Raw genomic sequence first — 21,240 nt, 5'->3', positions numbered from 1 at the left:
GCCTGGGCTCAGGCAACGCCGAGGGCGATGCGGCCCACCGCAAACACACTGACGATCATGCCGAGCACGGCGACGAACTTCACCGCGGTCTGCAGCACCAGGGCCAGCAGCGATTCGTGGATGTAGTCTTCCAGCACGACCTGCATGCCGAGTTGCGCGTGCCAGAACATGGCGATCAGCAGGCCGATCAACGGCACGGCGTTCCAGGGCTTGGCCACGGCGGCGGCAGCGGTCGCGTAGTCCGAGCCCAGCAGGCTCAGCACGAAGACCAGGAACCAGATGCCCAGCGCCACCAGGGCGGCGGCGGTCAGGCGCTGGTGCACGAAGTGCTCGGTGCCGGTCTTGGCCGAGCCAAGGCCACGCACGCTCTTCAACGGGGTACGGAACTTGCTCACGCGGCACCTCCGAACATCACATAGGCCCACACCAGCAGGGTGATCACCAGGCTGCCGATGACCGACAGCCAGCTGCTGCGGATGAAGGCGGGGATGCTGAAGCCGATGGCGAAGTCCTGCACCACATGGCGGATGCCATTGCACAGGTGATAGGCGAACGACCATGTCCACGCGAACAGGAACACGCGGCCATACCAGGCCCCGGCATGGCCGGTGAAGCAGTTCCAGGACTCGGGCCCCATCATCAGGGCCAGCAGGCCGGCGGCGATGATGAGGGCACCAACAGACAGAAAGACGCCAGTGGCTCGATGCAGGATCGAGGTGGCCATCTGAATCTGCCAGCGATACACCTGAAGGTGCGGGGAAAGTGGGCGTTGTCTGGTCGCCATTCGCTGGGCTCGTTGTCTCGGCTGGGCGGCACGCGGCCGCGTTGGCTCAATGCTGATCAGAAATCGATGCAGCGTCCGTTTTTCTCCCAATCGCCATACCGCACCGGATCAAGTCCGCCGCGGCCGCCGAATTCTTCTGCTTTTTCCTGTTCCACGGGCACGGGTGCCGCGGGGACCAGCGGGGCTTCAGATTCGTCGTCGGGAGTGGGGGTTGTTTGGCCTATCATGTTCGGTCTCGCAACGCACAAATTTTAGACCTCGTTCACGTGCCTGACAACCTGCCCCCTGCTTTCGTCGGATATCCACGCCTGCCCGGCCACCAGCTGCTGAGCCTGCAAGGCCCGGATGCGGCTGTCTTTGCCCACGCCCAGTTCAGCAGCGATGTCACCGCCCTGCCCCTGCAGCACTGGCAGTGGAGTGCCTGGCTGAGCGCCAAGGGCCGCACCCTGGCGGTGTTCCAGCTGCTTCGGCTGGCCGACGACCAGGTGATGCTGGTGCTGGCCGACGGCGATGCCGATGCGATTGCGTCGCAACTGCAGCGCTTCGTGTTCCGCCGCAAGGTGAAGGTGCAGGTGCGCAGCGATCTGGCCGTGGCCGGTGCGTTCACCGCACCCGAGGCCGCCAGCGGCGCCGCGATTGCGCAGACCGCAGGTGACGGTTGGGAGCTGGACCTGGGCAGCGATGCCCTGCCGCGCACCCTGCGTATCGGCAGCGCCGATGCCTTCGCCGCCGGCAGCGAAGCCGATGAGGCCGCCTTCACCCTGGCCTGGCGCCAGGCCGACCTGCGCTATGGCCTGCCGCGGCTGGAAGAAAGCCAGCGCGAAGTGTGGACCCCGCAGCAGCTGGGTCTGGACCGCCTGAACGGCTACAGCGTGAAGAAGGGCTGCTATCCCGGCCAGGAAATCGTCGCCCGCACCCACTTCCTCGGCAAGGCCAAGCGTGCGGTGCAGTTGCTGCATACCGCAGCACCGGCACAGGCCGGCGATGGCGTGCAGCAGGATGGCGCGGCGCTGGGCACGATCGCCAGCGTGGCCGGCGACCTGGCGCTGGCGGTGCTGCCGCTGGAGGCCAGCGACGCTGATCTGCAGGTGGGTGATGCGGTGGCGCAGCGCATGCCGCTGCTGGACGGCTTGGCGCGCTGAATCTGTTGGGTTCTCATCCACGCATGGCGTGGATCTACTGAACCCGGTGGGGGCGGACCGCTGGTCCGCACGCCTTCGGTGAATGAATGGTAGTGCCGGCCGCTGGCCGGCAACCACGCATGGTTGAGGTTGCCGGCCAGCGGCCGGCACTACCGCTTACAGGCGCTCGCCGGTTTCCGGGTTGAAGAAATGCAGGCCCTGTGGGTGGATCGCCACGCGGATCTGCTCGCCCACCGCCGGCAGCGCCTGCGGCGCCACGCGCATGGTCAGCGCATGCTGGCCACTGCTCAGGTTGACGAAGATCTCGTTGCCGACCGGTTCGATGCCTTCGATCCGCGCGGTGAATGCATGCGCATCATCGGCGACCGCCGGTTGCAGGTGTTCCGGACGCACGCCCACCGCGATCGGCTTCTGCAGCCATGCCGGATCGATCGTGGCCTGGCCCAGCGGTGCACGCCATTCGCCGTCGACCACGGTCACGCCGCCGGCGTCGCCCTGCAGCGTGCCACGCAGCACGTTCATCGCCGGGCTGCCGAGGAAGCCGGCCACGAACAGGTTGGCCGGGCGGTCGTACAGCGCCATCGGCGTATCGATCTGCTGGATGATGCCGTCCTTCAGCACCACGATGCGCTGGCCCAGGGTCATCGCTTCGACCTGGTCGTGCGTCACGTAGATCATGGTGGTGCCCAGCTTGCGGTGCAGCTGCGCGATTTCGGTACGCACGCTGTGGCGCAGCTTGGCGTCAAGGTTGGACAGCGGCTCGTCGAGCAGGAACACCGCCGGCTCGCGCACCAGCGCGCGACCCAGCGCAACACGCTGGCGCTGGCCACCGGACATCGCCTTGGGCAGCTTGTCCATCATCTCGGTCAGGCCCAGCGTCTGCGCCGCCTCGGCGATGCGCTTGTCAATGGTCGCCTTGTCATGACCGCGCAGCTTCAGCCCAAAGGCCAGGTTCTCGGCCACGGTCATGTGCGGGTACAGCGCATAGCTCTGGAACACCATCGCGATGTCGCGATCCTTCGGCGCCACATCGTTGACCACGCGATCACCGATGGTCAGCGTGCCGCCGCTGATCTCCTCCAGGCCAGCCACCATCCGCAGCAGGGTCGACTTGCCACAGCCGGACGGGCCGACCAGCACCATCAGCTCGCCGTCGGCGACCTCGAAGCTGGCGTCCTTCACCGCGACCTGGCCGTTGTCATAGACCTTGCGCACACCCTGCAACTGCACTTTTGCCATATCACCTATCCGGTCCGCCCGAAGCCGGGCTGTCTTTTGGGACTGCCTCGGCCCTCCCGATGGCAGTGATGATTGCGCGCCTGCCGCATGACGGCGAGCACTGCAATCGAATACAGTTGCCCATTCTGCCATGTAAACGTTTTCACGTGGCACTATCCGATGATCGGTGCGCACCGATCTGCGTCGGCGGTTGAACGAAGGTTCCGCCGAGGTAGTGGTTTCGAATGGAACGGTCTTCCGGTACCCCGGAGAACGCCCCTGACGAGCCCCGGACAGGCAGTTGCGCGGATGTCCCCCGAACCCAGCCATGAAGCGATTGACAACGATGTCACCCGGATCTGAAACTCGAGCGATGCACGACACCCTCTTCCTGTTCGGTGCCACAGGTGATCTGGCCCAGCGCTACCTGTTCCCTTCGCTGCTTCGCCTGCTTGGCGACGGCCTGCTGCCGGAGGACTTCCGCATCCGCGCACTGGCCCTGTCCGGGCATGACACCGAAGCCTTCCATGACATCCTGCGGCCGCGCCTGCAGCAGGCCATGCCGATGGCCACGCAGGACGACATCAGCGCCCTGCTGCGCCGCATCGACTACCGCTCGGTGGACCTGCGCAACGTCGACTCGGTAGCCGCCGCGGTCGCCGACTTGGTGCACCGCAAGTGCGTCAGCTACCTGGCCATCCCGCCGGGCCTGTACATCTCCACCTGCGAAGGCCTGGCCAAGGGCGGCGCCCTCGCCGCGCCGGCACGCCTGATGCTGGAAAAGCCGATCGGCAGCGACAGCGAGAGCGCCGAGGAAATCATCAGCACCATCGGCCAGTGGATCGACGAGGACCGTGTGTTCCGCCTCGACCATTACCTGGGCAAGGCGGCGGTGCAGAACCTGATCGCACTGCGCTTCGGCAACACGCTGCTGGAAGCGGTGTGGAACCGCAACTACATCGAATCGGTGCACATCCTGGTGGCCGAGAGCGAAGGCGTGGATGGCCGCGATGCCTATTACGCCCGCTCCGGCGCGCTGCGCGACATGGTGCAGAGCCACATCCTGCAGCTGCTGTGCATGGTGGCGATGGAACCGCCGGCCTCGCTGGAAGCCGACCGCATCCGCGACGAGAAGGTCAAGGTGCTGCGCGCCCTGCGCCCGCTCGATGCCAAGCACGCCGCGCGCGACAGCATCCGTGGCCGCTACACCGCCGGCACCATCAACGGCCAGCCGGCCCAGGCCTACCAGCCGCCGGAAGGCAGCGACGTGGAAACCTTCGCCGGTGTCACCGCGCATATCGACAACTGGCGCTGGAGCGGCGTGCCGTTCCACCTGGTCACCGGCAAGCGCCTGCCCGAACGCACCACCCGCGTGGTGGTCACGCTGAAGCCGGTCACCCACTGGCTGTTCGAGCGCCCGCAGCGCGCGCAGGCGGCACCGAACCGCCTGGTATTCCAGCTGCAGCCGCAGGAAAACATCGAACTGGGCCTGATGAGCAGCCTGGCCGGCCCGGAGTGGGGCGCGCTGGAACTGCATCCGCTGGAACTGGAGCTGTCGGTGCCGACCGGCCTGCACCGCCGCATCGCCTACGAACGCCTGTTCCTGGATGCCTTCAACGGCAACCACACGCTGTTCGTGCGCGACGACGAAGTGCGTGCTGCCTGGGCCTGGATCGACAGCGTGGCCGATGCCTGGAAGGACGCCAAACTGCCGCTGGAACCCTACCCCGCCGGCCAGTGGGGCCCGGCCAACGCGGGCGAGTTCCTGCCGCAGGGCGTGGATGCGCCGGACAGCGGAGCGTCGGCATGAGTGCCAGCTCGCAGCCGGTGCTGGTCGCCGACATCGGTGGCACCAACGCCCGCTTCGCCCTGGCCGACACCTCGCTGGACGCACCGCTGCAGAAGGACAGCATCCGCGAGTACGCGGTGGCGGAGTTCCCGTCGCTGGGTGATGCCGCGCGCCACCATCTGGAACAGATCGGCGCCACGGCAAGCCGCGGCGTGTTCGCGGTGGCCGGTCGCGTGGATGGTGACGAAGCACGCATCACCAACCATCCGTGGGTGATCTCGCGCAGCCGCACCGCCGCCATGCTCGGGTTCGACGAGCTGCACCTGATCAACGACTTCGCCGCACAGGCGATGGCGATTTCACTGCTGCAGCCCGAAGACGTGGTCCAGGTCGGCGGCGCCGCCTGGGTCCCGGGCAAGCCGGGCCAGCCGCGCAACTACGCGGTGATCGGGCCGGGTACAGGCCTGGGTGTCGGCGGCCTGATCCTGCGCCATGGCCGCTGCTACCCGCTGGAAACCGAAGGCGGCCATGTCAGCTTCCCGCCGGGAACCCCGGAGGAGATCCGCATCCTGGAGATCCTGTCCGAACAGTTCGGCCGCGTCTCCAACGAGCGCCTGATCTGTGGCCCCGGCCTGGTCAACATCCATCGCGCCGTGTGCGAGATGGCCGGCATCGATCCGGGCCAGCTGCAGCCGGTGGACGTGACTGCCCGCGCCCTGCACGGTGATCCGCAGGCGATGCGTACCGTCGATGTGTTCTGCGCCGTGTTCGGCGCCATTGCTGGCGATCTGGTACTGACCCAGGGCGCGTGGGACGGCGTGTTCCTGACCGGCGGACTGACCCCGAAGATGCTCGATTCGCTGCAGCACTCCGGTTTCCGCCAGCGCTTCGAGCACAAGGGACGCTTCTCCTCGATCATGGCGCGCGTGCCCTCGTTGGCGGTGATGCATCCCCACGCCGGATTGCTGGGCGCCGCCGCCTATGCCACCGACGCCGAACGTGACGCACCTGGAGTTGCCGCATGAGCCCCACCACCTTCCACGACGACCGCATCGAGTTCATCAGCCACGGCGATGCCGATGGCTGGATCGAAGCGGTAGCCGCCGAGATGGCGCAGACCCTCAACCACGACATCAACGAAGTGGGCCGTGCCCGCATCCTGCTGTCCGGTGGCACCACGCCGGCACCGGTCTACCAGGCCCTGGCCGAACTGGACGTGCACTGGGACCGGGTGGAAGTGAGCCTGGCCGACGAGCGCTGGCTGTCGCCGCAGGATCGCGACAGCAATGCCTGGCTGGTGCGCGAACACCTGCTGAAGCGCGCCGAGGGCGCCCATTTCGATCCGCTGGTGCGGATCGGCAAGCCCCTGCCCGAATGCGTGTACACCGCCAACCTGCAGGCGCAGCACAGCCAGCCGCCAAGCCTGGTGGCACTGGGCATGGGCAACGACGGCCATACCGCCTCGCTATTCCCGGGCTCGAAGGACCTGGCCCGCGCACTGGAAAGCACCCTGCCCTACGCAGCGCTGGATGCCACCGGCTGCCCGGGCGCGAACCAGTGGCCGCTGCGCATCACCCTGACCCCGCATGGCCTGCGCCAGTGCCGCCAGCGCCTGCTGCTGCTGCGCGGCAAGCAGAAGCTCCAGGTACTGCGCCAGGCGCTGGACAGCAACGACGCCCAGCAGTACCCGATCCTCAACGCGATCAACCTGGAAGGCGCGCGCCTGCGCGTCCACTGGGCTGATTGATGTCGGCGGCGGCGCCGTGCCGCCGCTTGCCTCTCGCCACCTCGAACGCCGGTAGCCAATGAGCCTCCATCCGCAACTGCAAGCCATCACTGAGCGTGTCATCCGCCGCAGCGCCGCTTCGCGCGCCGCTTACCTGGCCGCGATCGACGCCTCCCTGCGTGAGGGCCCGTTCCGCAGCCGCCTGAGCTGCGGCAACCTCGCCCACGGCTTCGCCGCCTGTGGCGGTACCGACAAGAGCCGCCTGCGCGGCGGCGTGACACCGAACCTCGGCATCATCACCGCCTACAACGACATGTTGTCGGCGCACCAGCCGTTCGAGACCTATCCCGAGCAGATCCGCGAGATCGCCCGCGAGCTGGGCGCCACCGCACAGGTGGCCGGCGGCGTGCCGGCGATGTGCGACGGCGTCACCCAGGGCCGTGGCGGCATGGAACTGTCGCTGTTCTCGCGCGATGTGATCGCGCAGGCCACCGCGATCGGGCTCAGCCATGACATGTTCGACACCACCGTCTACCTCGGTGTGTGCGACAAGATCGTGCCGGGCCTGCTGATCGGTGCGCTGGCCTTCGGCCATCTGCCGGCGGTGTTCGTGCCGGCCGGCCCGATGACCCCGGGCATCCCGAACAAGCAGAAAGCCGAAGTGCGCGAGCGCTACGCTGCCGGCGAAGCCACCCGCGAAGAACTGCTGGAAGCGGAGTCCGCGTCGTACCACGGCGCCGGCACATGCACCTTCTACGGCACTGCCAATTCCAACCAGGTACTGCTGGAAGCGATGGGCGTGCAGCTGCCGGGCGCATCGTTCGTCAATCCGGGCACGCCGCTGCGCGATGCCCTCACCCGAGAAGCCACCGAGCGCGCGCTCGACATCACTGCACTCGGCGACGACTTCCGCCCGCTGGGCCGGATCATCGATGAGCGCGCGATCATCAACGCGGTCATCGCGCTGATGGCTACCGGCGGTTCGACCAATCACACCATCCACTGGATCGCAGTGGCGCGCGCCGCCGGCATCGTGCTGACCTGGGACGACTTCGACGAGCTGTCGCAGCTGATCCCGCTGCTGGCGCGCGTCTATCCGAACGGCGAGGCCGACGTGAACCGTTTCGCTGCGGCGGGTGGCCCGGCGTTCGTGTTCGGCGAGCTGATCAGGGCCGGGCTGATGCACGGCGATCTGGTCAGCGTGGCGCGCGGCGGCATGGCCGACTATGCGCGCGAACCGCAGCTGCGTGACGGCCAGCTGGTCTATCTGCCCGGCCTGGAACGCAGTGCCGATGACGAGGTCGTGCGCGGCGTCGACAACCCGTTCGAACACCAGGGCGGCCTGCGCCTGCTGCGCGGCAACCTGGGCAAGTCGCTGATCAAGCTGTCGGCGGTGAAGCCGCAGTACCGCACGATCGAAGCCCCCGCCGTGGTGGTCGATGCGCCGCAGGTGCTGAACAAGCTGCATGCCGGCGGCCTGCTGCCCGAGCATTTCGTGGCGGTGGTGCGTTACCAGGGCCCGCGTGCGAACGGCATGCCGGAACTGCACTCGCTGGCGCCGCTGCTGGGCCTGCTGCAGAACCAGGGCCGGCGCGTGGCGCTGGTCACCGACGGCCGCCTGTCCGGCGCCTCGGGCAAGATTCCGGCGGCGATCCATGTGACGCCGGAAGCGGCGCGGGGTGGTCCGCTGGCCAAGGTCCGCGAGGGCGACATGATCCGCCTCGACGGTGAGGCCGGCACGCTGGAAGTGCTGGTGGACGCGGCCGAATGGGCTGCGCGTCCGCTGGCACCGAACACCGCGCCTGCCGCGCATGACCTGGGCCGCAACCTGTTCGCGATCAACCGTCGCGTGGTGGGTCCGGCCGACCAGGGGGCGATTTCGATTTCGTGTGGGCCGGCGGCGGCTGATGGTGGGCCGTGGGAGTACGACGCGGAATACGAGCTGGGGCACGATGCGGCAGCTGCAGCGGCGCCGCATGAGGCGAAGGACGCCTGAGGGGTGAAGGGCGTTGTGGGTGTGTCGCGGCGGTGAGTGTGCTGGTGGCGGCGGAGGGCAGGCCGTCGCCAGGACACGCCGTGAATACATCCCTGTAGGCTCGGTCGCGCCATCCATGGCGCGAACGGTCCTGACGACGGCCTGCCCTCCGCCGCCTCACTCTCTCCGGCGCATCGACGCCGCGAAGTGATCACTGAAAATCAAATTCAAACGCAGAAGCAAAGGCAGAAGCAGAGCTATGGGTATCGAACAACATCAGGTGAAGGCGGCGGAGCTGTTGCATGCGGCGGGCATCCTGCCGGTGGTGACGATTCATACGCTGGACCAGGCGCGTGCGGTCAGCGCGGCGCTGCTGGAAGGTGGGTTGCCGGCGATCGAGCTGACGCTGCGCACGCCGGTGGCGATGGAAGCGCTGGCGATGCTCAAGCGCGAGCTGCCGGACGTGGTGGTGGGTGCCGGTACGGTGCTGACCATTGAGCAGATGCAGCAGTCCATCGATGCGGGTGCGGATTTCCTGGTAACCCCGGGTACGCCGCCGGCGCTGGCCGATGCGTTGGCCGCTGCGCCGCTGCCGGTGGTGCCGGGCGCGGCCACGCCGACCGAGCTGCTGTCGCTGTACGCGCGCGGCTTCCGCGTGTGCAAGCTGTTCCCGGCCACGGCCGTGGGCGGGCTGGCGATGATCAAGGGCCTGGCCGGCCCGGTCGCCGACCTCAAGCTGTGCCCGACCGGCGGCATCACCGAAAACACCGCCGCCGAATACCTCGAGCAGAAGAACGTGGTCTGCATCGGCGGTTCGTGGATGGTGCCGGGCAACTGGATCGCCAACGGCGAATGGGACAAGGTCCGCGCCAGCGCCGCCGACGCCGCCAAGATCATCAAGCGCGTGCGCGGCCACTGAAGCACCACGGGGTCAGAGCCCTTTCCCACCGGGAAAGGGATCCGACCCCAAGGCAACGAGCGCGCAAAGCGCGCGACCCGCTCCCGCTCTTCCTTCTTCATTCCGCGGCGGATGCCACAGGAAACTGTCCAAGGTCGGGCAGGTTGGGTTCGCGGGGGTGTGAGCCGCATGGATGCGGCGACCAAGCCCCCATGGATGGGTTCACGGCGTCCCCCGCGAACCCAACCTGCCCGGCCAAGCCACCGATGTCAGCGGAAATACGCCGCGAGGGGCTTCGCCGTTGGCCGAAACCCTTACAACGGCCGTGCCGGATCCACCAACCCGTACTGGCTGGCCATGCGCGCCAGCGCGATGTTGTCGTGGATCCCCATCTTCTCGAACAGCCGCGCCTTGTGCGTGTTCACCGTCTTCGCGCTCAGGCTCAGGCGCCGCGCGATGTCTTCCTGGCGCAGGCCCTGGGTCAGCAGCAACGCCACTTCCAGCTCGCGCGGCGACAGGCTGTCGAACGGCGAGCCATTGCCTTCCACGGTCGACAAGGCCAGGTTCTGCGCGATGCTGGTACCCAGGTAACGCCGGCCCATGGCCACGTCGCGCACCGCACGCAGCAGTTCCTGCGCATCGCAGCCCTTGCCGATGTAGCCGGCAGCCCCGGCTTCCAGCAACCGCTTCGGCAGCGGCCCGTCTTCCAGCACCGACACGATCACCACGCGGGTGTTGCGGTGGCTGCGGACGATGCGCTCGGTCACTTCCATGCCACTCACGCCGGGCAGGTGCAGGTCGCACAGCACTACGTCCGGCAGCAGCTGGCGAACGTCGCGCAGCGCGTCTTCGCCGGTCTCGGCTTCGCCCACCACCTCGATGTCGGTCTCCCCCGACAGGATCATCTTCATCCCGGTGCGGACCAGCGCGTGGTCATCCACCAGGTAGACTCGAATCGTCATTCACGTACCTCTTCGAATGCGGCCATTGCAGGTCAAGCTAGGCAGGGCGCCGATACCCCTGCAAGCGCGTTCGAGATGCGACCCAGGCATTCTGCCTTGCGCATCACAGTACCGCGCGTTGTGCTTGCCCCCTGTCTTGCAGAACCTGCTGCAACGAAACAACTGATCTATTACGTAGACGCCCCGGAGGGGTCATCCACGTCAATCCCCCTGTGATGATGCTTCGCTGGCCGTCGCTGGCGGCGAATCCTGACGTCGCCAAGGATGCCGGCGACTGAACATGACCAGATAGCACCCTACCACCCAAACCAGCGCGGCACACCATCCGGCCAGGATGTCGGAGGGGTAATGCACCCCCAGATAGACCCGGGAGACGCTGACCAGCAGGCTGAACGAGGGCGCCAGCACGAGCACCGGCCAGCGCCAGCGGGTGTTCCAGGCCAGCAGCACCAGGGTCACGGCCAGGGTCATCGAGCCCATCGCGTGGCCGCTGGGAAAGCTGAACGTCGATTCCGGCGCGATCGATTCCCACAGGCTGGGGCGCTGGCGCTGGAAGAAATGCTTGCTGCCCATGTTCAGCAGCGCCGAGCCGACGAAGCTGACCGCTACGAACGTGGCCTCGCGCCAACGCCGGTAGCCCAGCAGCACGCCGATGATCAGCACGTCGGCCGGAATCAGGAACCATTCGTAGCCCAGCTTGGAAATGAGCACGAAGAAGCGGTCCAGCAGCGGTGAATGCAGGCCATGCATCTGCCACAGCAGCGGCGCATCGAAATGGAACGATTCAAACTCGTGCACTTCGTCGGCCAGGGCGACGAAACCGGCCAACGGCAGCAGCACGCCACCGAACAGCAGCACCAGGCGCCAGGCATTGCGCGCCATCCAGTGGCGGAAACCGGAGGCGGACTCCGGCGCAGCGAGGATCGCGGGCTTATCCGGCGCTTCGGACATATTTGTGTTCGACGTAATCGTCGATCAGGGCGACGAACTCCTGGGCGATGTTCTCGCCACGCAGGGTCACCTTCTTCTCGCCATCGACGAACACGGGCGCGGCCGGGGTTTCACCGGTGCCCGGCAACGAAATACCGATGTTGGCGTGCCGCGACTCACCCGGCCCGTTGACGATGCAGCCCATCACCGCCAGGGTCATGTTCTCCGCACCCGGATGGTGGATCTTCCACAGCGGCATCTTCTCGCGCACGTGGTTCTGCACCACCTTGGCCAGTTCCTGGAAGAACTCGGAGGTGGTGCGGCCGCAGCCCGGGCAGGCCGTGACCAGCGGCGTGAAGGCGCGCTGGCCGGTGGTCTGCAGCAGTTCCTGGGCGACGATCACTTCCTGCGTGCGCGACTGGCCCGGTTCCGGGGTCAGCGAAATGCGGATGGTGTCACCGATGCCTTCCTGCAGCAGCACGCTCAGTGCCGCCGACGAGGCGACGATGCCCTTGCTGCCGATACCGGCCTCGGTCAGGCCCAGGTGCAGGGCAAAATCGGAGCGCTGGGCCAGGTCGCGGTACACCGCGATCAGCTCCTGCACGCCACTGACCTTGGCCGACAGCACGATGCGGTCGCGCGGCAGGCCGAGCTCCACCGCCTGCTCGGCCGAATCCAGCGCCGAACGGATCAGCGCCTCGCGCAGCACGCGACCGGCATCCCAGGGCTGCTCGCGCAGGTTGTTCTCGTCCATCAGCTTCGCCGCCAGGGCCTGGTCCAGCGAGCCCCAGTTGGCGCCGATGCGCACCGGCTTGTTGTAGCGGATCGCGAACTCGATCAACTGGGCGAACTGCAGGTCCTTCTTCTTGCCGAAGCCGACGTTGCCCGGGTTGATGCGGTACTTGGCCAGCGCTTCGGCACACGCCGGTTCGGCGGTCAGCAGCTGGTGGCCGTTGTAATGGAAGTCGCCGATCAGCGGCACGTCGATGCCCATCATCGCCAGCTTGTCGACGATGCGCGGGATCGCCGCAGCGGCTTCCACGGTATTGACGGTCAAACGCACCATTTCCGAACCGGCCCGCCACAGCTCGGCCACCTGCTTCACGCTGGAGGCCACGTCGGACGTGTCGGTGTTGGTCATCGACTGCACCACCACCGGCTTGCCTCCGCCTACGGTGACCCCGCCGATCTGCACGGCATGGGTCTGGCGGCGGGGCCAGGAGGTGGCATCGGAGGGAGGAGTCGGGCGGGTGACGGCGTCGTGCATGGGCGCATTCTACCGCCCGCCCCCGCATTCCGGGTGACTCGCATTCAGCCGGTGGCACGGCTGCGGCCTATTGTCGCAGGCACGGTCGCCCGTGAACGCATACGATGAGCGTGAATGACCGGTCCCGACGCCCCGTTTCTCCGTACCCTGTGCAGCCTGCGCTGGCTTGCCGTAGGCGGCCAGGCCGCCACCATCCTGGTTGCCACCTGGGTGCTGGGCCTGCCGTTGCCGCAGCTGCCGCTATGGGCCGGCGTGGCGGTGCTGACTCTGTTCAACATCTATACCCAGCTGCGCCCGGAAGCGGCCGACACCGCACCGCTGACCGCGTTCGGCCACATCCTGGTGGACGTGATCATCCTGACCTGGATGGTCGGCTGGAGCGGCGGCATGGCCAACCCGTTCAGCTCGCTGTTCCTGATCCTGATCGCGTTGGCCGCGTTCGCCCTGCCCCTGCGCTGGGCACTGGCGGTGGCGCTGGCCTGCCTGCTCGGCTACGCCGCCAGCGGCATCTTCGGGCAGCCATTGCCGGACGGTTATTTCCGCGCGCAGGACCTCAATCGCTGGGGCGTGGTCGCCAACTTCCTGATTTCCGCCGCAGTGGTACTGGCCTTCTCCACCCGGCTGGCGCTGGCCCTGCGGGAGCGCGAACTGGAACTGTCGGCACTGCGCGAGCGCTTCGCCCGCAACGAGGGCATCGTCGCGCTGGCCACCCATGCCGCCTCGGTGGCGCATGAACTGAACACGCCGCTGGCGACGATGACCCTGCTCGCCGACGACGTGGCCGAGCGCAGCGAAGAGCCGGAAGTGCGCGAGGACATGGAAACCCTGCGCGAGCTGCTGGTGCAGTGCCGGGAGCGCGTGCTGGCGCTGGCTGCTCCGGCCTCGGCCGACGCACCGGGCCGCAGCCACTCCAGCGCCCAGCAGGTGCTGGAGCAATGGCGCCTGGTGCGGCCGACCATCGACCTGCACCGCAACGACGATGCGCCGCTGCGGCTGCCGCTCGACCCGGGCGTGGGCCATCTGCTGATGGTCCTGCTCAACAACGCCGCCGACGCCGGCGAGAAGGCCGGCCGGCCGCGCGTGGACCTGGACCTGCGCATTGAAGGCGACGACCTGATCGGCGAAGTCCGCGACTACGGCCATGGCTTCGACGCCCGTGCCGCAGTGCTGCCGGGCAAGCTGTTCGGCAGCAGCAAGAGCGAGGGCATGGGCGTCGGCCTGGCCCTGTCCCATGCCACCATCGAACGACTCGACGGCGAGATGTGGATGCGCCCGGCCCAGGGGGCCGGCAGCCGCGTCGGCTTCCGCCTGCCGCTGGCCCCACGCGAGGACACCCCATGAGCCTTCACCATTCCACCCAGGGCCTGCTGGTCGACGACGACGAGCTGTACCTGCGTACCCTGCAGCGCAGCCTGGCCCGCAAGGGGCTTGAAACGCAGACCGCACAGGATGCCGCCAGTGCGCTGGCGCTGGCCCGCCAGCATCCACCGGCGTTCGCGCTGATCGACCTGAAGCTGGGCAGCGATTCCGGCCTGGCACTGATCCAGCCGCTGCGCGCGCTGCGCGCGGACATGCGCATCCTGCTGGTGACCGGCTACGCCAGCATCGCCACCGCGGTGGAGGCGATCAAGCTGGGTGCGGATGATTACCTGCCGAAGCCGGCCACGGTGCCGATGATCCTGCGCGCCCTCGGCGAGGAAGACGACGGCCCGGCCGACGATGGCGAAATGGAAGTGCCCGACGCGATGACGCCGATCAGCCGCCTGCAGTGGGAACACATCCAGCAGGCAATGCACGAGACCGGCGGCAATGTGTCAGCGGCCGCACGCCTGCTCGGCATGCACCGGCGCTCGCTGCAGCGCAAGCTGGCCAAGCGGCCGAGCCCGGAGCGCGACCCGAGCCGGTGACGCCGCGTCGCGCCCGCCGGGCATGACCCGGCGTTACCGGATTGTAGAGTCGAGCCATGCTCGACTACACGCACAAGGCAGTCGAGCATGGCTCGACTCTACAGGGGGCATCAGCCCTTCAGCTGCGCCAGGATCTCGCGGGTCATCGGATCGGCAATCGCCACATCCTCGCCCTGCAGCGCCGGCAGCAGGCCACTGGCCAGCTGCTTGCCCAGCTCGACACCGAACTGGTCGAACGCGTTGATGTTCCAGATCACCGACTGCACGTACACGGCGTGTTCGTACATGGCGATCAGCGCGCCCAGCGCCTGCGGGGTCAGCGCGTCGAGCAGGATCAGCGTGCTCGGGCGACCGCCCGGGTAATCACGGTGCGGATCATCGCTGCTCTGGCCATTGGCCAGTGCCTCGGTCTGTGCGAGCAGGTTGGCCAGCAGGGCCTGGTGATTGATCGTGTAGGGATCATCGTTGTGCACGCAGCCGATGAAGTCGGCCGGAACGATGCTGGTGCCCTGGTGCAGCGCCTGGAAGAAGCTGTGCTGCACGTCGGTGCCTGCCCCGCCCCACCACACCGGCACGGTGTCGGTGCTGACCGGCAGGCCATCACGCTGCACGCGCTTGCCCAGGCTCTCCATCACCAGCTGCTGCAGGTAGGCCGGCAGCAGCGCCAGGCGCTGGTCGTAGGTCATCACCGCATGCGTGGCATGGCCCAGCACGTTGCGGTTCCAGATGTCGGTCAAGCCGTGCAGCACCGGCAGGTTGCGCTCCAGCGGTGCATCCAGCGCATGCGCATCCATCTGCGCGGCGCCTTCCAGCAGCTGCTCGAAGCGCTCGAAGCCGATCGCCAGCGCGATCGGGAAACCGACCGCCGACCACAGCGAATAGCGACCACCGACCCAGTCCCACATCGGCAGCACGCGATCGGCAGCGATCGCGAAGGCCTTGGCGGCACGTTCCGGATTGGCGCTGACTGCATACAGGCGCTCGCTGCCGCCCAGCCAGTCGTGCAGGATCTGGCCGTTGAGCAGCGTTTCCTGGGTGCCGAAGGTCTTGGAGATGAGGATGCCGGCGGTCTTCGCCGGATCCAGCGTGGCCAGCGTGCGCTGCATGGCGGCGCCGTCCACGTTCGACACGAAATGCACGCGCAGGCGCGCACCGGTGACCGGGCGCAGTGCGTCGGCGACCAGGCGCGGGCCGAGGTCGGAACCACCGATGCCGACACTGACCACATCGGTCACGCCACTGCCTTCCAGCGCGCGCACCAGCACGCCCATGCGCTGGCGGATCGCGCGCGCTGTGGCATAGGCCTCGGCCGCCACCGGCGCATCGACCACATCGCCACGCAGCGCGGTGTGCAGCGCGGCGCGGCCTTCGGTCAGGTTGACCTGCTCGCCGCGGAACAGGCGCGTGATGGCACCGCCGACATCACGCTCGGCGGCCAGCGCCAACAGCGCCTGCAACGCCGCGGCATCGTACTTCTGCCGGGCGAAATTGACATACAACGGACCGACCCGCAGCGCCAGGTCCTGTACACGGCCGGGTTCGGCGGCGAGCAGGCTGGGAATGCTTGCGCCCTTCAGGCGCTGGGCGTGGGAATGCAGCGAGTCGAATCCGTTGTTCGTTGTCATGCGGCCTGGGTCGGGATCGTGTCGTTGGTATGGGTGATCTGGTTGCTGCCATCAACGTACACCAGCTTCGGCTTGAAGCTGTCAGCTTCCTGCTCGGTCATGCTGGCGAACGCCGCGATGATGATGATGTCACCGACCTGCACGTGGCGCGCGGCGCCACCGTTGAGCGAGACAACGCCGCTGCCGGCTTCGGCGCGGATGGCGTAGGTCGAGAAACGCGCACCGTTGGTCACGTCCCAGATGTGCACCTGCTCGAACTCGCGGATGCCGGTGGCAGCCAGCAGGTTGTCATCGATGGCGATCGAGCCTTCGTAGTTCAGCTCGGAATGGGTGACGGTGGCGCGGTGGATCTTGGTCTTGAGCAGGGACAGGTGCATGGGGGCGCTGCAACGGCAAAGGAAAGAGCGGATTCTAGCACCCGCTTGGCCGTCATCAGGGGGCTGCAGCAGGACGCTGAAGGCCGTTCAGGCGCGCTCGCCCGGCAGCGCTGGCGGCATGGGGCCAACGCTACCTGCCAGCGACAGGCGGAACACCGCATGGAACGCCCAGCCGGCCACCGCACCGAAGCCCCCGGCAGCCAGCACTGACAGGCCATAGCTGATCACATCGAAAGTGTCGACGTAGCGCAGGCGCTGCAGCAGCGGGCCGCTGTCGTCGCCCGGCCAGGCACAGGTGGCCATGGCCAGCGCGCCCAGGCCGAACCCCACAAGGACGAAACCGACCCGGCGCAGGCGCTGCTGAGACTGCAGGATCAGCGCCATCGGCAACAGCACGGCAATGGCATTGCAGACCGCCAGTACGAACATCAGCCCGCCACCGATCAGGGCCGGCACCGGCGTACGCCCAAGGTCCAATGCGAACAGCAGGCCGCCGAACAGCTGCGCCGGCAGCATGCCGGCAGCCAGCACTGCGAGGATCGAGGCCTGGGCCAGGCGGCCGGCGTCAGTGGTGCGGGGTGTCATGTCCAGTTTCCCGTCCGTGGGATGTGAGAGGCGCCCATTGCGGGCGCCCCGGAGCCGCATGCGGCTCAGAACTCCAGGTTGTCGATCAGGCGGGTGGTGCCCAGCCGCGCGGCAATCAGCGCCACGCGGCCACCGCCGTCGAAGGTCGGCTCGGCCAGTTCCGGAGTGCGCAGCACGGCGTAGTCGACCTGGAAACCGGCGGCCTGCAGCGCAGCGGTGGCATCGGCCTCGATGCGCTCGCGCGCCTGCCCCGCGACGTAGCCTTCGCGCATGCCCAGCAGGGTGCGGTGGAGGGTGGTCGCGACCGGGCGCTGTTCGGCGCTCAGGTACTGGTTGCGCGAACTCTTGGCCAGGCCATCCTCGTCCCGCACGATCTCCGCACCGACGATCTGGATCGGGAACGACAGCTCGGCCACCATCTGCTTGATCACGGCAAGCTGCTGGTAGTCCTTGCGGCCGAACACGGCCACGTCCGGCTGCACCTGCAGGAACAGGCGCGCCACCACTGTGCACACGCCATCGAAGTGTCCCGGGCGGCTGGCGCCTTCCAGTACTTCACTGACACCTGGCGCGTGCATGCGCGTGGTCTTGTCCACGCCCAGCGGATACATCGCCTCCACGCTGGGCAGCCACACCGCATCGCAGCCGACCTGCTCCAGCCCGGCCACGTCGGCCTCGGGCGTGCGCGGGTAGCGGCTGAAATCCTCGTTGGGGCCGAACTGGGTCGGGTTGACGAAGATGCTCGCCACCACCTTGTCGGCGTACTGGCGGGCCAGGGTCACCAGCGAATGGTGGCCCCCATGCAGGTTGCCCATGGTCGGCACCAGCGCCACGCGCAGCCCCTCGCGCTTCCACTGGGCGATCTGCTCGCGCAGTGCGCCGAGCTCGTTGAAGGTCTGGATCATTGGGCGTAGGCGTGCTGTTCGTCGGGGAAGCTGCCGTCGCGCACGGCGTCGGCATAGGCACGGGTGGCACCGGCCACCGAGCCACCTTCGGCAAGGAAATCCTTGACGAACTTGGGACGGCGATGGCCACTGTCCAGGCCGAGGAAATCATGCAGCACCAGCACCTGGCCATCGCACTGCGGGCCTGCGCCAATGCCGATGGTCGGCACATCCACCGCAGCGGTCACTTCGGCAGCGACCGGGGTCGGCACGCATTCGAGCACCATGATGCTGGCGCCGGCGGCGGCCACGGCCCTGGCATCTTCCACCAGCTGGCGCGCGGCATCGCCACGGCCCTGGATCTTGAAGCCACCCAGTCGCAGCACCGACTGCGGGGTCAGGCCCAGATGCGCGCAGACCGGGATCTCGCGCTCCACCAGGTAGCGGATGATGTCGACCTTGAAGCCGGCACCTTCGATCTTGACCATCTCGGCGCCGGCCTGCAGCAGCTGCAGCGAGGCATCCAGCGCGCGCTCCGGAGTGGCGTCGGCGCCGAACGGCAGGTCGGCCACCAGCAGCGCACGCTGCAGCACGCGGGCCACGGCGCGGGTGTGGTAGACCATGTCGGCCACGGTCACCGGCAGGGTCGAATCATGGCCCTGCACGACCATGCCCAGCGAGTCGCCGATCAGGATCAGGTCAACGCCGTTGGCGTCGAAAGTGCGGGCAAAGCCGGCGTCGTAGGCGGTCAACATGACCAGCTTCTGGCCATTGCGCTTGGCCTCGGCCAGGGCGGGAACGGTCCAGGGCTTGCTGTCTGCGTGGGTGCTCATGTGCTGATAACCGGGGGAGATAACCCGGTCATTATCACCCTATCGGCGCGATCCCGCAGGCATCGACCCGCATCACTGCATCCTGCACGCGGCCGTGGCCGGGAATGGCCAGATCCGGCGCGATTTCGGCCAGCGGCACCAACACGAAGGCACGCTCGTGCATATAAGGGTGCGGCACCTTCAGCCCAGGCTGGTCGAGCGCCTGCGCGCCATACAGCAGCAGGTCCAGGTCCAGCGCGCGCGGCCCCCAGTGCACTGCCGGATCGCGCACGCGACCGAAGCGCTGCTCCAGCGCCAGCATGGCCTGCAGCAGCTCATCGGCCTGCAATGTGGTTTCGACCGCAGCCACCGCGTTGACGAACGGCGGCTGGTCTTCATTGCCCCAGGCCGGCGTGGCATACAGGCGCGAGGCCTGGCGCAGGCGGGTCGCAGGCAGGCCGTCGAGCGCGGCGATCGCCGCGCCGACGGTGGCGGCCGCGTCGCCGAGGTTGGCGCCGAGGCCGATCCAGGCAAGGGTCATCGCTTACTCGCCCGCTGCACCGGCCGGGGCACCCGGACGGCGGCGGCGACGGCGGCGCTTGCGCGGCGCTCCGCTCTCGTCATCGCCCTCTTCACTGTGCATCGCATCCAGCGACGACTCCAGCTCACGACCGGACTGCGCCTGCGCTTCGCGCCAGAACTCGACATCGGCAGCATGTTCGGACGAAGCCACCTGACGCAGGCTGAGGAAATCGAACGCGGCGCGGAAGCGCGGATGGGTCAGGGTACGGAACACGCGCTTGCGCTGGCGCGAGCTGAAGCGCGACTGCAGCAGCCAGATTTCCTGCATCGGCAGCGAGAAGCGGCGCGGCAGCGCGATGGTGCTCAACTGCTGCACGGTGACGCGGTCGGCAGCGCGGCGCTGCGCCTCTTCCGGTGCCACGCCCTGCTTGAGCAGGGTCGCCTGTGCGCGGCAGAACGCCGGCCACAGCAGCAGCGCGAACAGGAACGCCGGCGACACCGGTTCGTCGTTGGCCACCCGTGCATCGGTATTGGCCAGGCCCTCGACCAGCATGCGGCGCAGCGCGCCGGTACGGTTGGCCTTCAGCGCCTTGGCGCTTTCCGGGAACAGCACGTCGAGCAGGCCGTAACGCTCCAGGCCTTCGAAGCTGGCCACGCCATGCCCGGACAGGAACAGCTTGAGCACTTCTTCGAACAGGCGCGCCGGCGCGGCTTCGTTGAGCAGGCCAGCCAGGTGCGGGATCGGCGCGGCAGTGCCCTCTTCGATCTGGAAGCCGAGCTTGGCCGCCAGGCGCACCGCACGCAGCATGCGCACCGGATCTTCTCGGTAACGCTGCTCGGGGTCGCCGATCAGCTTCATCAGGCGCGCCTGCACGTCCTCGAAGCCACCGGTGTAGTCACGCACCGAGAAATCCTCGATGGCGTAGTACAGGGCGTTGCAGGTGAAGTCGCGGCGGATGGCGTCGTCTTCGATGGTGCCGTACACGTTGTCGCGCACGAGCATGCCGTTTTCCATCTCACGGTCGCCGCTGCCGTCATCGCTGTTGGCACGGAAGGTGGCGACTTCGATGATTTCGCGGCCGAACACCACATGGGCGAGACGGAACCGGCGGCCGATCAGGCGGCAGTTGCGGAACAGCTGCTTGACCTGCTCGGGCGTGGCGTCGGTGGCCACGTCGAAATCCTTGGGTTGGCCATTGACCAGCAGATCGCGCACCGCGCCGCCGACAAGGTAGGCGCCGAAGCCGGCATCGCGCAGGCGATAAAGCACGCGCAGGGCGTTCGGGCTGATGTCCTTGCGGGAGATCGTGTGCTGGTCGCGCGGGATGACGCGCAGGCTGAACGGTGATGTAGCAGAGGAAATGATGTTGGCGCTTCCGGTTGAAGTTTCGGGATTGCCCAATGGCATCGAGGTGCATATACTAGCGCTCCTGCCTCGGCAGCGACACAGTTACGCTCCCTTCGTCTAGTGGTTAGGACGTGGCCCTCTCAAGGCTAAAACAGGGGTTCGAGTCCCCTAGGGAGCGCCAGTCGCCGCAGCAGGAACCGAAAAAGCCCGCCCCGTGCGGGCTTTTCTGTTTTCCGGGGTTTGCATTGGCATCGGTCGGCCTGGTCGCAGTAGCGCCTCCCTGTTCCTGCGCGGGAGGGGGCAGGCCACCGCCTCCAGACAATTTCCCGCGACGGCGGCACGAACAGCCTCGCTCCTCCGCAGCCAACTCGATCCCGACGCGCAGACCTGCGTCCGCCACCCGCAATGTGTCGAGAGGCTGCAGGCCAGCCGATCCAGGACCGTTGGCGCCATGGATGGCGCCATCGAGCCCCCATGGATGGGTTTACG

At 67.7% G+C, this 21,240-nt stretch carries 22 protein-coding genes and 1 tRNA gene; 9 read left to right on the top strand and 14 right to left on the bottom strand.

Going from position 1 to position 21,240, the window contains the following annotated elements; translation table 11 throughout:
* Nucleotides 1-8: 8 nt before the first annotated feature.
* The 3 genes from sdhD to AB1281_RS06405 are packed head-to-tail and all read right to left on the bottom strand — an operon-like array spanning nt 9 to nt 1,011.
* Nucleotides 9-395 carry a succinate dehydrogenase, hydrophobic membrane anchor protein gene (gene sdhD / locus AB1281_RS06415; RefSeq protein ID WP_024958619.1) on the bottom strand — a complete coding sequence of 129 codons (387 nt, stop codon included), beginning with the start codon at nt 393-395 and terminating at the stop codon, nt 9-11.
* Nucleotides 392-784, bottom strand: a complete 393-nt coding sequence (sdhC, locus tag AB1281_RS06410) for a succinate dehydrogenase, cytochrome b556 subunit (RefSeq protein WP_024958620.1) — start codon at nt 782-784, stop codon at nt 392-394. Before sdhC ends, sdhD begins: the two co-directional genes overlap by 4 nt.
* Before the next feature lie 56 nt (nt 785-840).
* Complete coding sequence (locus tag AB1281_RS06405; RefSeq protein ID WP_005409075.1) at nt 841-1,011, bottom strand: DUF1674 domain-containing protein; 171 nt, start codon at nt 1,009-1,011, stop codon at nt 841-843.
* Between the two features lie 39 nt (nt 1,012-1,050).
* On the opposite strand from AB1281_RS06405, the gene AB1281_RS06400 reads away from it, so the two are divergent.
* Nucleotides 1,051-1,926, top strand: coding sequence for a YgfZ/GcvT domain-containing protein (locus AB1281_RS06400; protein WP_430345340.1), 876 nt, complete (start codon nt 1,051-1,053; stop codon nt 1,924-1,926).
* 156 nt (nt 1,927-2,082) lie between these two features.
* Here AB1281_RS06400 and AB1281_RS06395 read toward each other — a convergent pair whose 3' ends face one another.
* Nucleotides 2,083-3,165: an ABC transporter ATP-binding protein gene (locus AB1281_RS06395; RefSeq protein ID WP_430345339.1), complete on the bottom strand. Its 1,083-nt coding sequence runs from the start codon at nt 3,163-3,165 to the stop codon at nt 2,083-2,085.
* 352 nt (nt 3,166-3,517) lie between these two features.
* Here AB1281_RS06395 and zwf point away from each other — a divergent pair, with 352 nt between their 5' ends.
* From zwf to eda, 5 genes are all read left to right on the top strand, one after another.
* Nucleotides 3,518-4,954 (top strand): glucose-6-phosphate dehydrogenase, encoded by a 1,437-nt coding sequence (gene zwf, locus AB1281_RS06390; protein ID WP_430345338.1) that lies wholly within the window; start codon nt 3,518-3,520, stop codon nt 4,952-4,954.
* Entirely contained in the window at nt 4,951-5,958 is a 1,008-nt protein-coding gene (gene glk / locus AB1281_RS06385) for a glucokinase (protein WP_049445488.1), read from the top strand. Before zwf ends, glk begins: the two co-directional genes overlap by 4 nt.
* Nucleotides 5,955-6,680 (top strand): 6-phosphogluconolactonase, encoded by a 726-nt coding sequence (gene pgl / locus AB1281_RS06380; RefSeq protein ID WP_014036798.1) that lies wholly within the window; start codon nt 5,955-5,957, stop codon nt 6,678-6,680. Before glk ends, pgl begins: the two co-directional genes overlap by 4 nt.
* A gap of 58 nt (nt 6,681-6,738) precedes the next feature.
* Entirely contained in the window at nt 6,739-8,655 is a 1,917-nt protein-coding gene (gene edd / locus AB1281_RS06375; protein ID WP_430345337.1) for a phosphogluconate dehydratase, read from the top strand.
* Between the two features lie 238 nt (nt 8,656-8,893).
* Nucleotides 8,894-9,553 carry a bifunctional 4-hydroxy-2-oxoglutarate aldolase/2-dehydro-3-deoxy-phosphogluconate aldolase gene (eda, locus tag AB1281_RS06370; RefSeq protein ID WP_430345336.1) on the top strand — a complete coding sequence of 220 codons (660 nt, stop codon included), beginning with the start codon at nt 8,894-8,896 and terminating at the stop codon, nt 9,551-9,553.
* 293 nt (nt 9,554-9,846) lie between these two features.
* On the opposite strand, the gene AB1281_RS06365 is transcribed toward eda, so the two are convergent.
* The 3 genes from AB1281_RS06365 to ispG form a co-directional block, all read right to left on the bottom strand.
* Nucleotides 9,847-10,494: a response regulator gene (locus tag AB1281_RS06365; protein ID WP_005416124.1), complete on the bottom strand. Its 648-nt coding sequence runs from the start codon at nt 10,492-10,494 to the stop codon at nt 9,847-9,849.
* 201 nt (nt 10,495-10,695) lie between these two features.
* Nucleotides 10,696-11,445 carry a phosphatase PAP2 family protein gene (locus tag AB1281_RS06360; protein ID WP_430345335.1) on the bottom strand — a complete coding sequence of 250 codons (750 nt, stop codon included), beginning with the start codon at nt 11,443-11,445 and terminating at the stop codon, nt 10,696-10,698.
* Nucleotides 11,426-12,691, bottom strand: a complete 1,266-nt coding sequence (gene ispG, locus AB1281_RS06355; RefSeq protein WP_087922229.1) for a flavodoxin-dependent (E)-4-hydroxy-3-methylbut-2-enyl-diphosphate synthase — start codon at nt 12,689-12,691, stop codon at nt 11,426-11,428. The genes AB1281_RS06360 and ispG overlap by 20 nt, the downstream gene beginning before the upstream one ends.
* A gap of 114 nt (nt 12,692-12,805) precedes the next feature.
* Between ispG and AB1281_RS06350 the strand changes: the two genes are divergently transcribed.
* Both AB1281_RS06350 and AB1281_RS06345 read left to right on the top strand, forming a co-directional pair.
* A complete protein-coding gene (locus AB1281_RS06350) occupies nt 12,806-14,032 on the top strand; it encodes an ATP-binding protein (RefSeq protein ID WP_119007669.1) in 1,227 nt (408 codons plus the stop codon).
* Nucleotides 14,029-14,598 (top strand): response regulator transcription factor, encoded by a 570-nt coding sequence (locus AB1281_RS06345; protein WP_049447255.1) that lies wholly within the window; start codon nt 14,029-14,031, stop codon nt 14,596-14,598. The genes AB1281_RS06350 and AB1281_RS06345 overlap by 4 nt, the downstream gene beginning before the upstream one ends.
* A 110-nt stretch (nt 14,599-14,708) precedes the next feature.
* Here the strand turns inward: AB1281_RS06345 and pgi are convergent, their stop codons facing one another.
* From pgi to pcnB, 7 genes are all read right to left on the bottom strand, one after another.
* Nucleotides 14,709-16,223 carry a glucose-6-phosphate isomerase gene (pgi, locus tag AB1281_RS06340; protein WP_430345334.1) on the bottom strand — a complete coding sequence of 505 codons (1,515 nt, stop codon included), beginning with the start codon at nt 16,221-16,223 and terminating at the stop codon, nt 14,709-14,711.
* On the bottom strand, nt 16,220-16,600 hold the full coding sequence (gene panD / locus AB1281_RS06335; RefSeq protein ID WP_008268179.1) for an aspartate 1-decarboxylase: 381 nt from the start codon (nt 16,598-16,600) through the stop codon (nt 16,220-16,222). Before panD ends, pgi begins: the two co-directional genes overlap by 4 nt.
* A gap of 87 nt (nt 16,601-16,687) precedes the next feature.
* Entirely contained in the window at nt 16,688-17,185 is a 498-nt protein-coding gene (locus tag AB1281_RS06330; protein ID WP_197588308.1) for a hypothetical protein, read from the bottom strand.
* A 65-nt stretch (nt 17,186-17,250) separates the two neighbouring features.
* Nucleotides 17,251-18,090, bottom strand: coding sequence for a pantoate--beta-alanine ligase (panC, locus tag AB1281_RS06325; RefSeq protein ID WP_430345333.1), 840 nt, complete (start codon nt 18,088-18,090; stop codon nt 17,251-17,253).
* Nucleotides 18,087-18,902: a 3-methyl-2-oxobutanoate hydroxymethyltransferase gene (panB, locus tag AB1281_RS06320; RefSeq protein ID WP_004153072.1), complete on the bottom strand. Its 816-nt coding sequence runs from the start codon at nt 18,900-18,902 to the stop codon at nt 18,087-18,089. The genes panC and panB overlap by 4 nt, the downstream gene beginning before the upstream one ends.
* A gap of 34 nt (nt 18,903-18,936) precedes the next feature.
* Nucleotides 18,937-19,422 carry a 2-amino-4-hydroxy-6-hydroxymethyldihydropteridine diphosphokinase gene (gene folK / locus AB1281_RS06315; RefSeq protein WP_430345332.1) on the bottom strand — a complete coding sequence of 162 codons (486 nt, stop codon included), beginning with the start codon at nt 19,420-19,422 and terminating at the stop codon, nt 18,937-18,939.
* Nucleotides 19,423-19,425: 3 nt separating this feature from the next.
* A complete protein-coding gene (gene pcnB, locus AB1281_RS06310) occupies nt 19,426-20,805 on the bottom strand; it encodes a polynucleotide adenylyltransferase PcnB (protein WP_430345331.1) in 1,380 nt (459 codons plus the stop codon).
* A 52-nt stretch (nt 20,806-20,857) separates the two neighbouring features.
* Here pcnB and AB1281_RS06305 point away from each other — a divergent pair.
* Nucleotides 20,858-20,932, top strand: a tRNA-Glu gene (locus AB1281_RS06305).
* The last annotated feature ends 308 nt before the right edge of the window (nt 20,933-21,240 follow it).

Source organism: Stenotrophomonas sp. NRRL B-14846 (assembly GCF_050473585.1).
Classification (GTDB): domain Bacteria; phylum Pseudomonadota; class Gammaproteobacteria; order Xanthomonadales; family Xanthomonadaceae; genus Stenotrophomonas.
The sequence above is the reverse complement of the archived record's forward strand: the minus strand, read 5'-3'. Positions and strand labels throughout refer to the sequence as shown.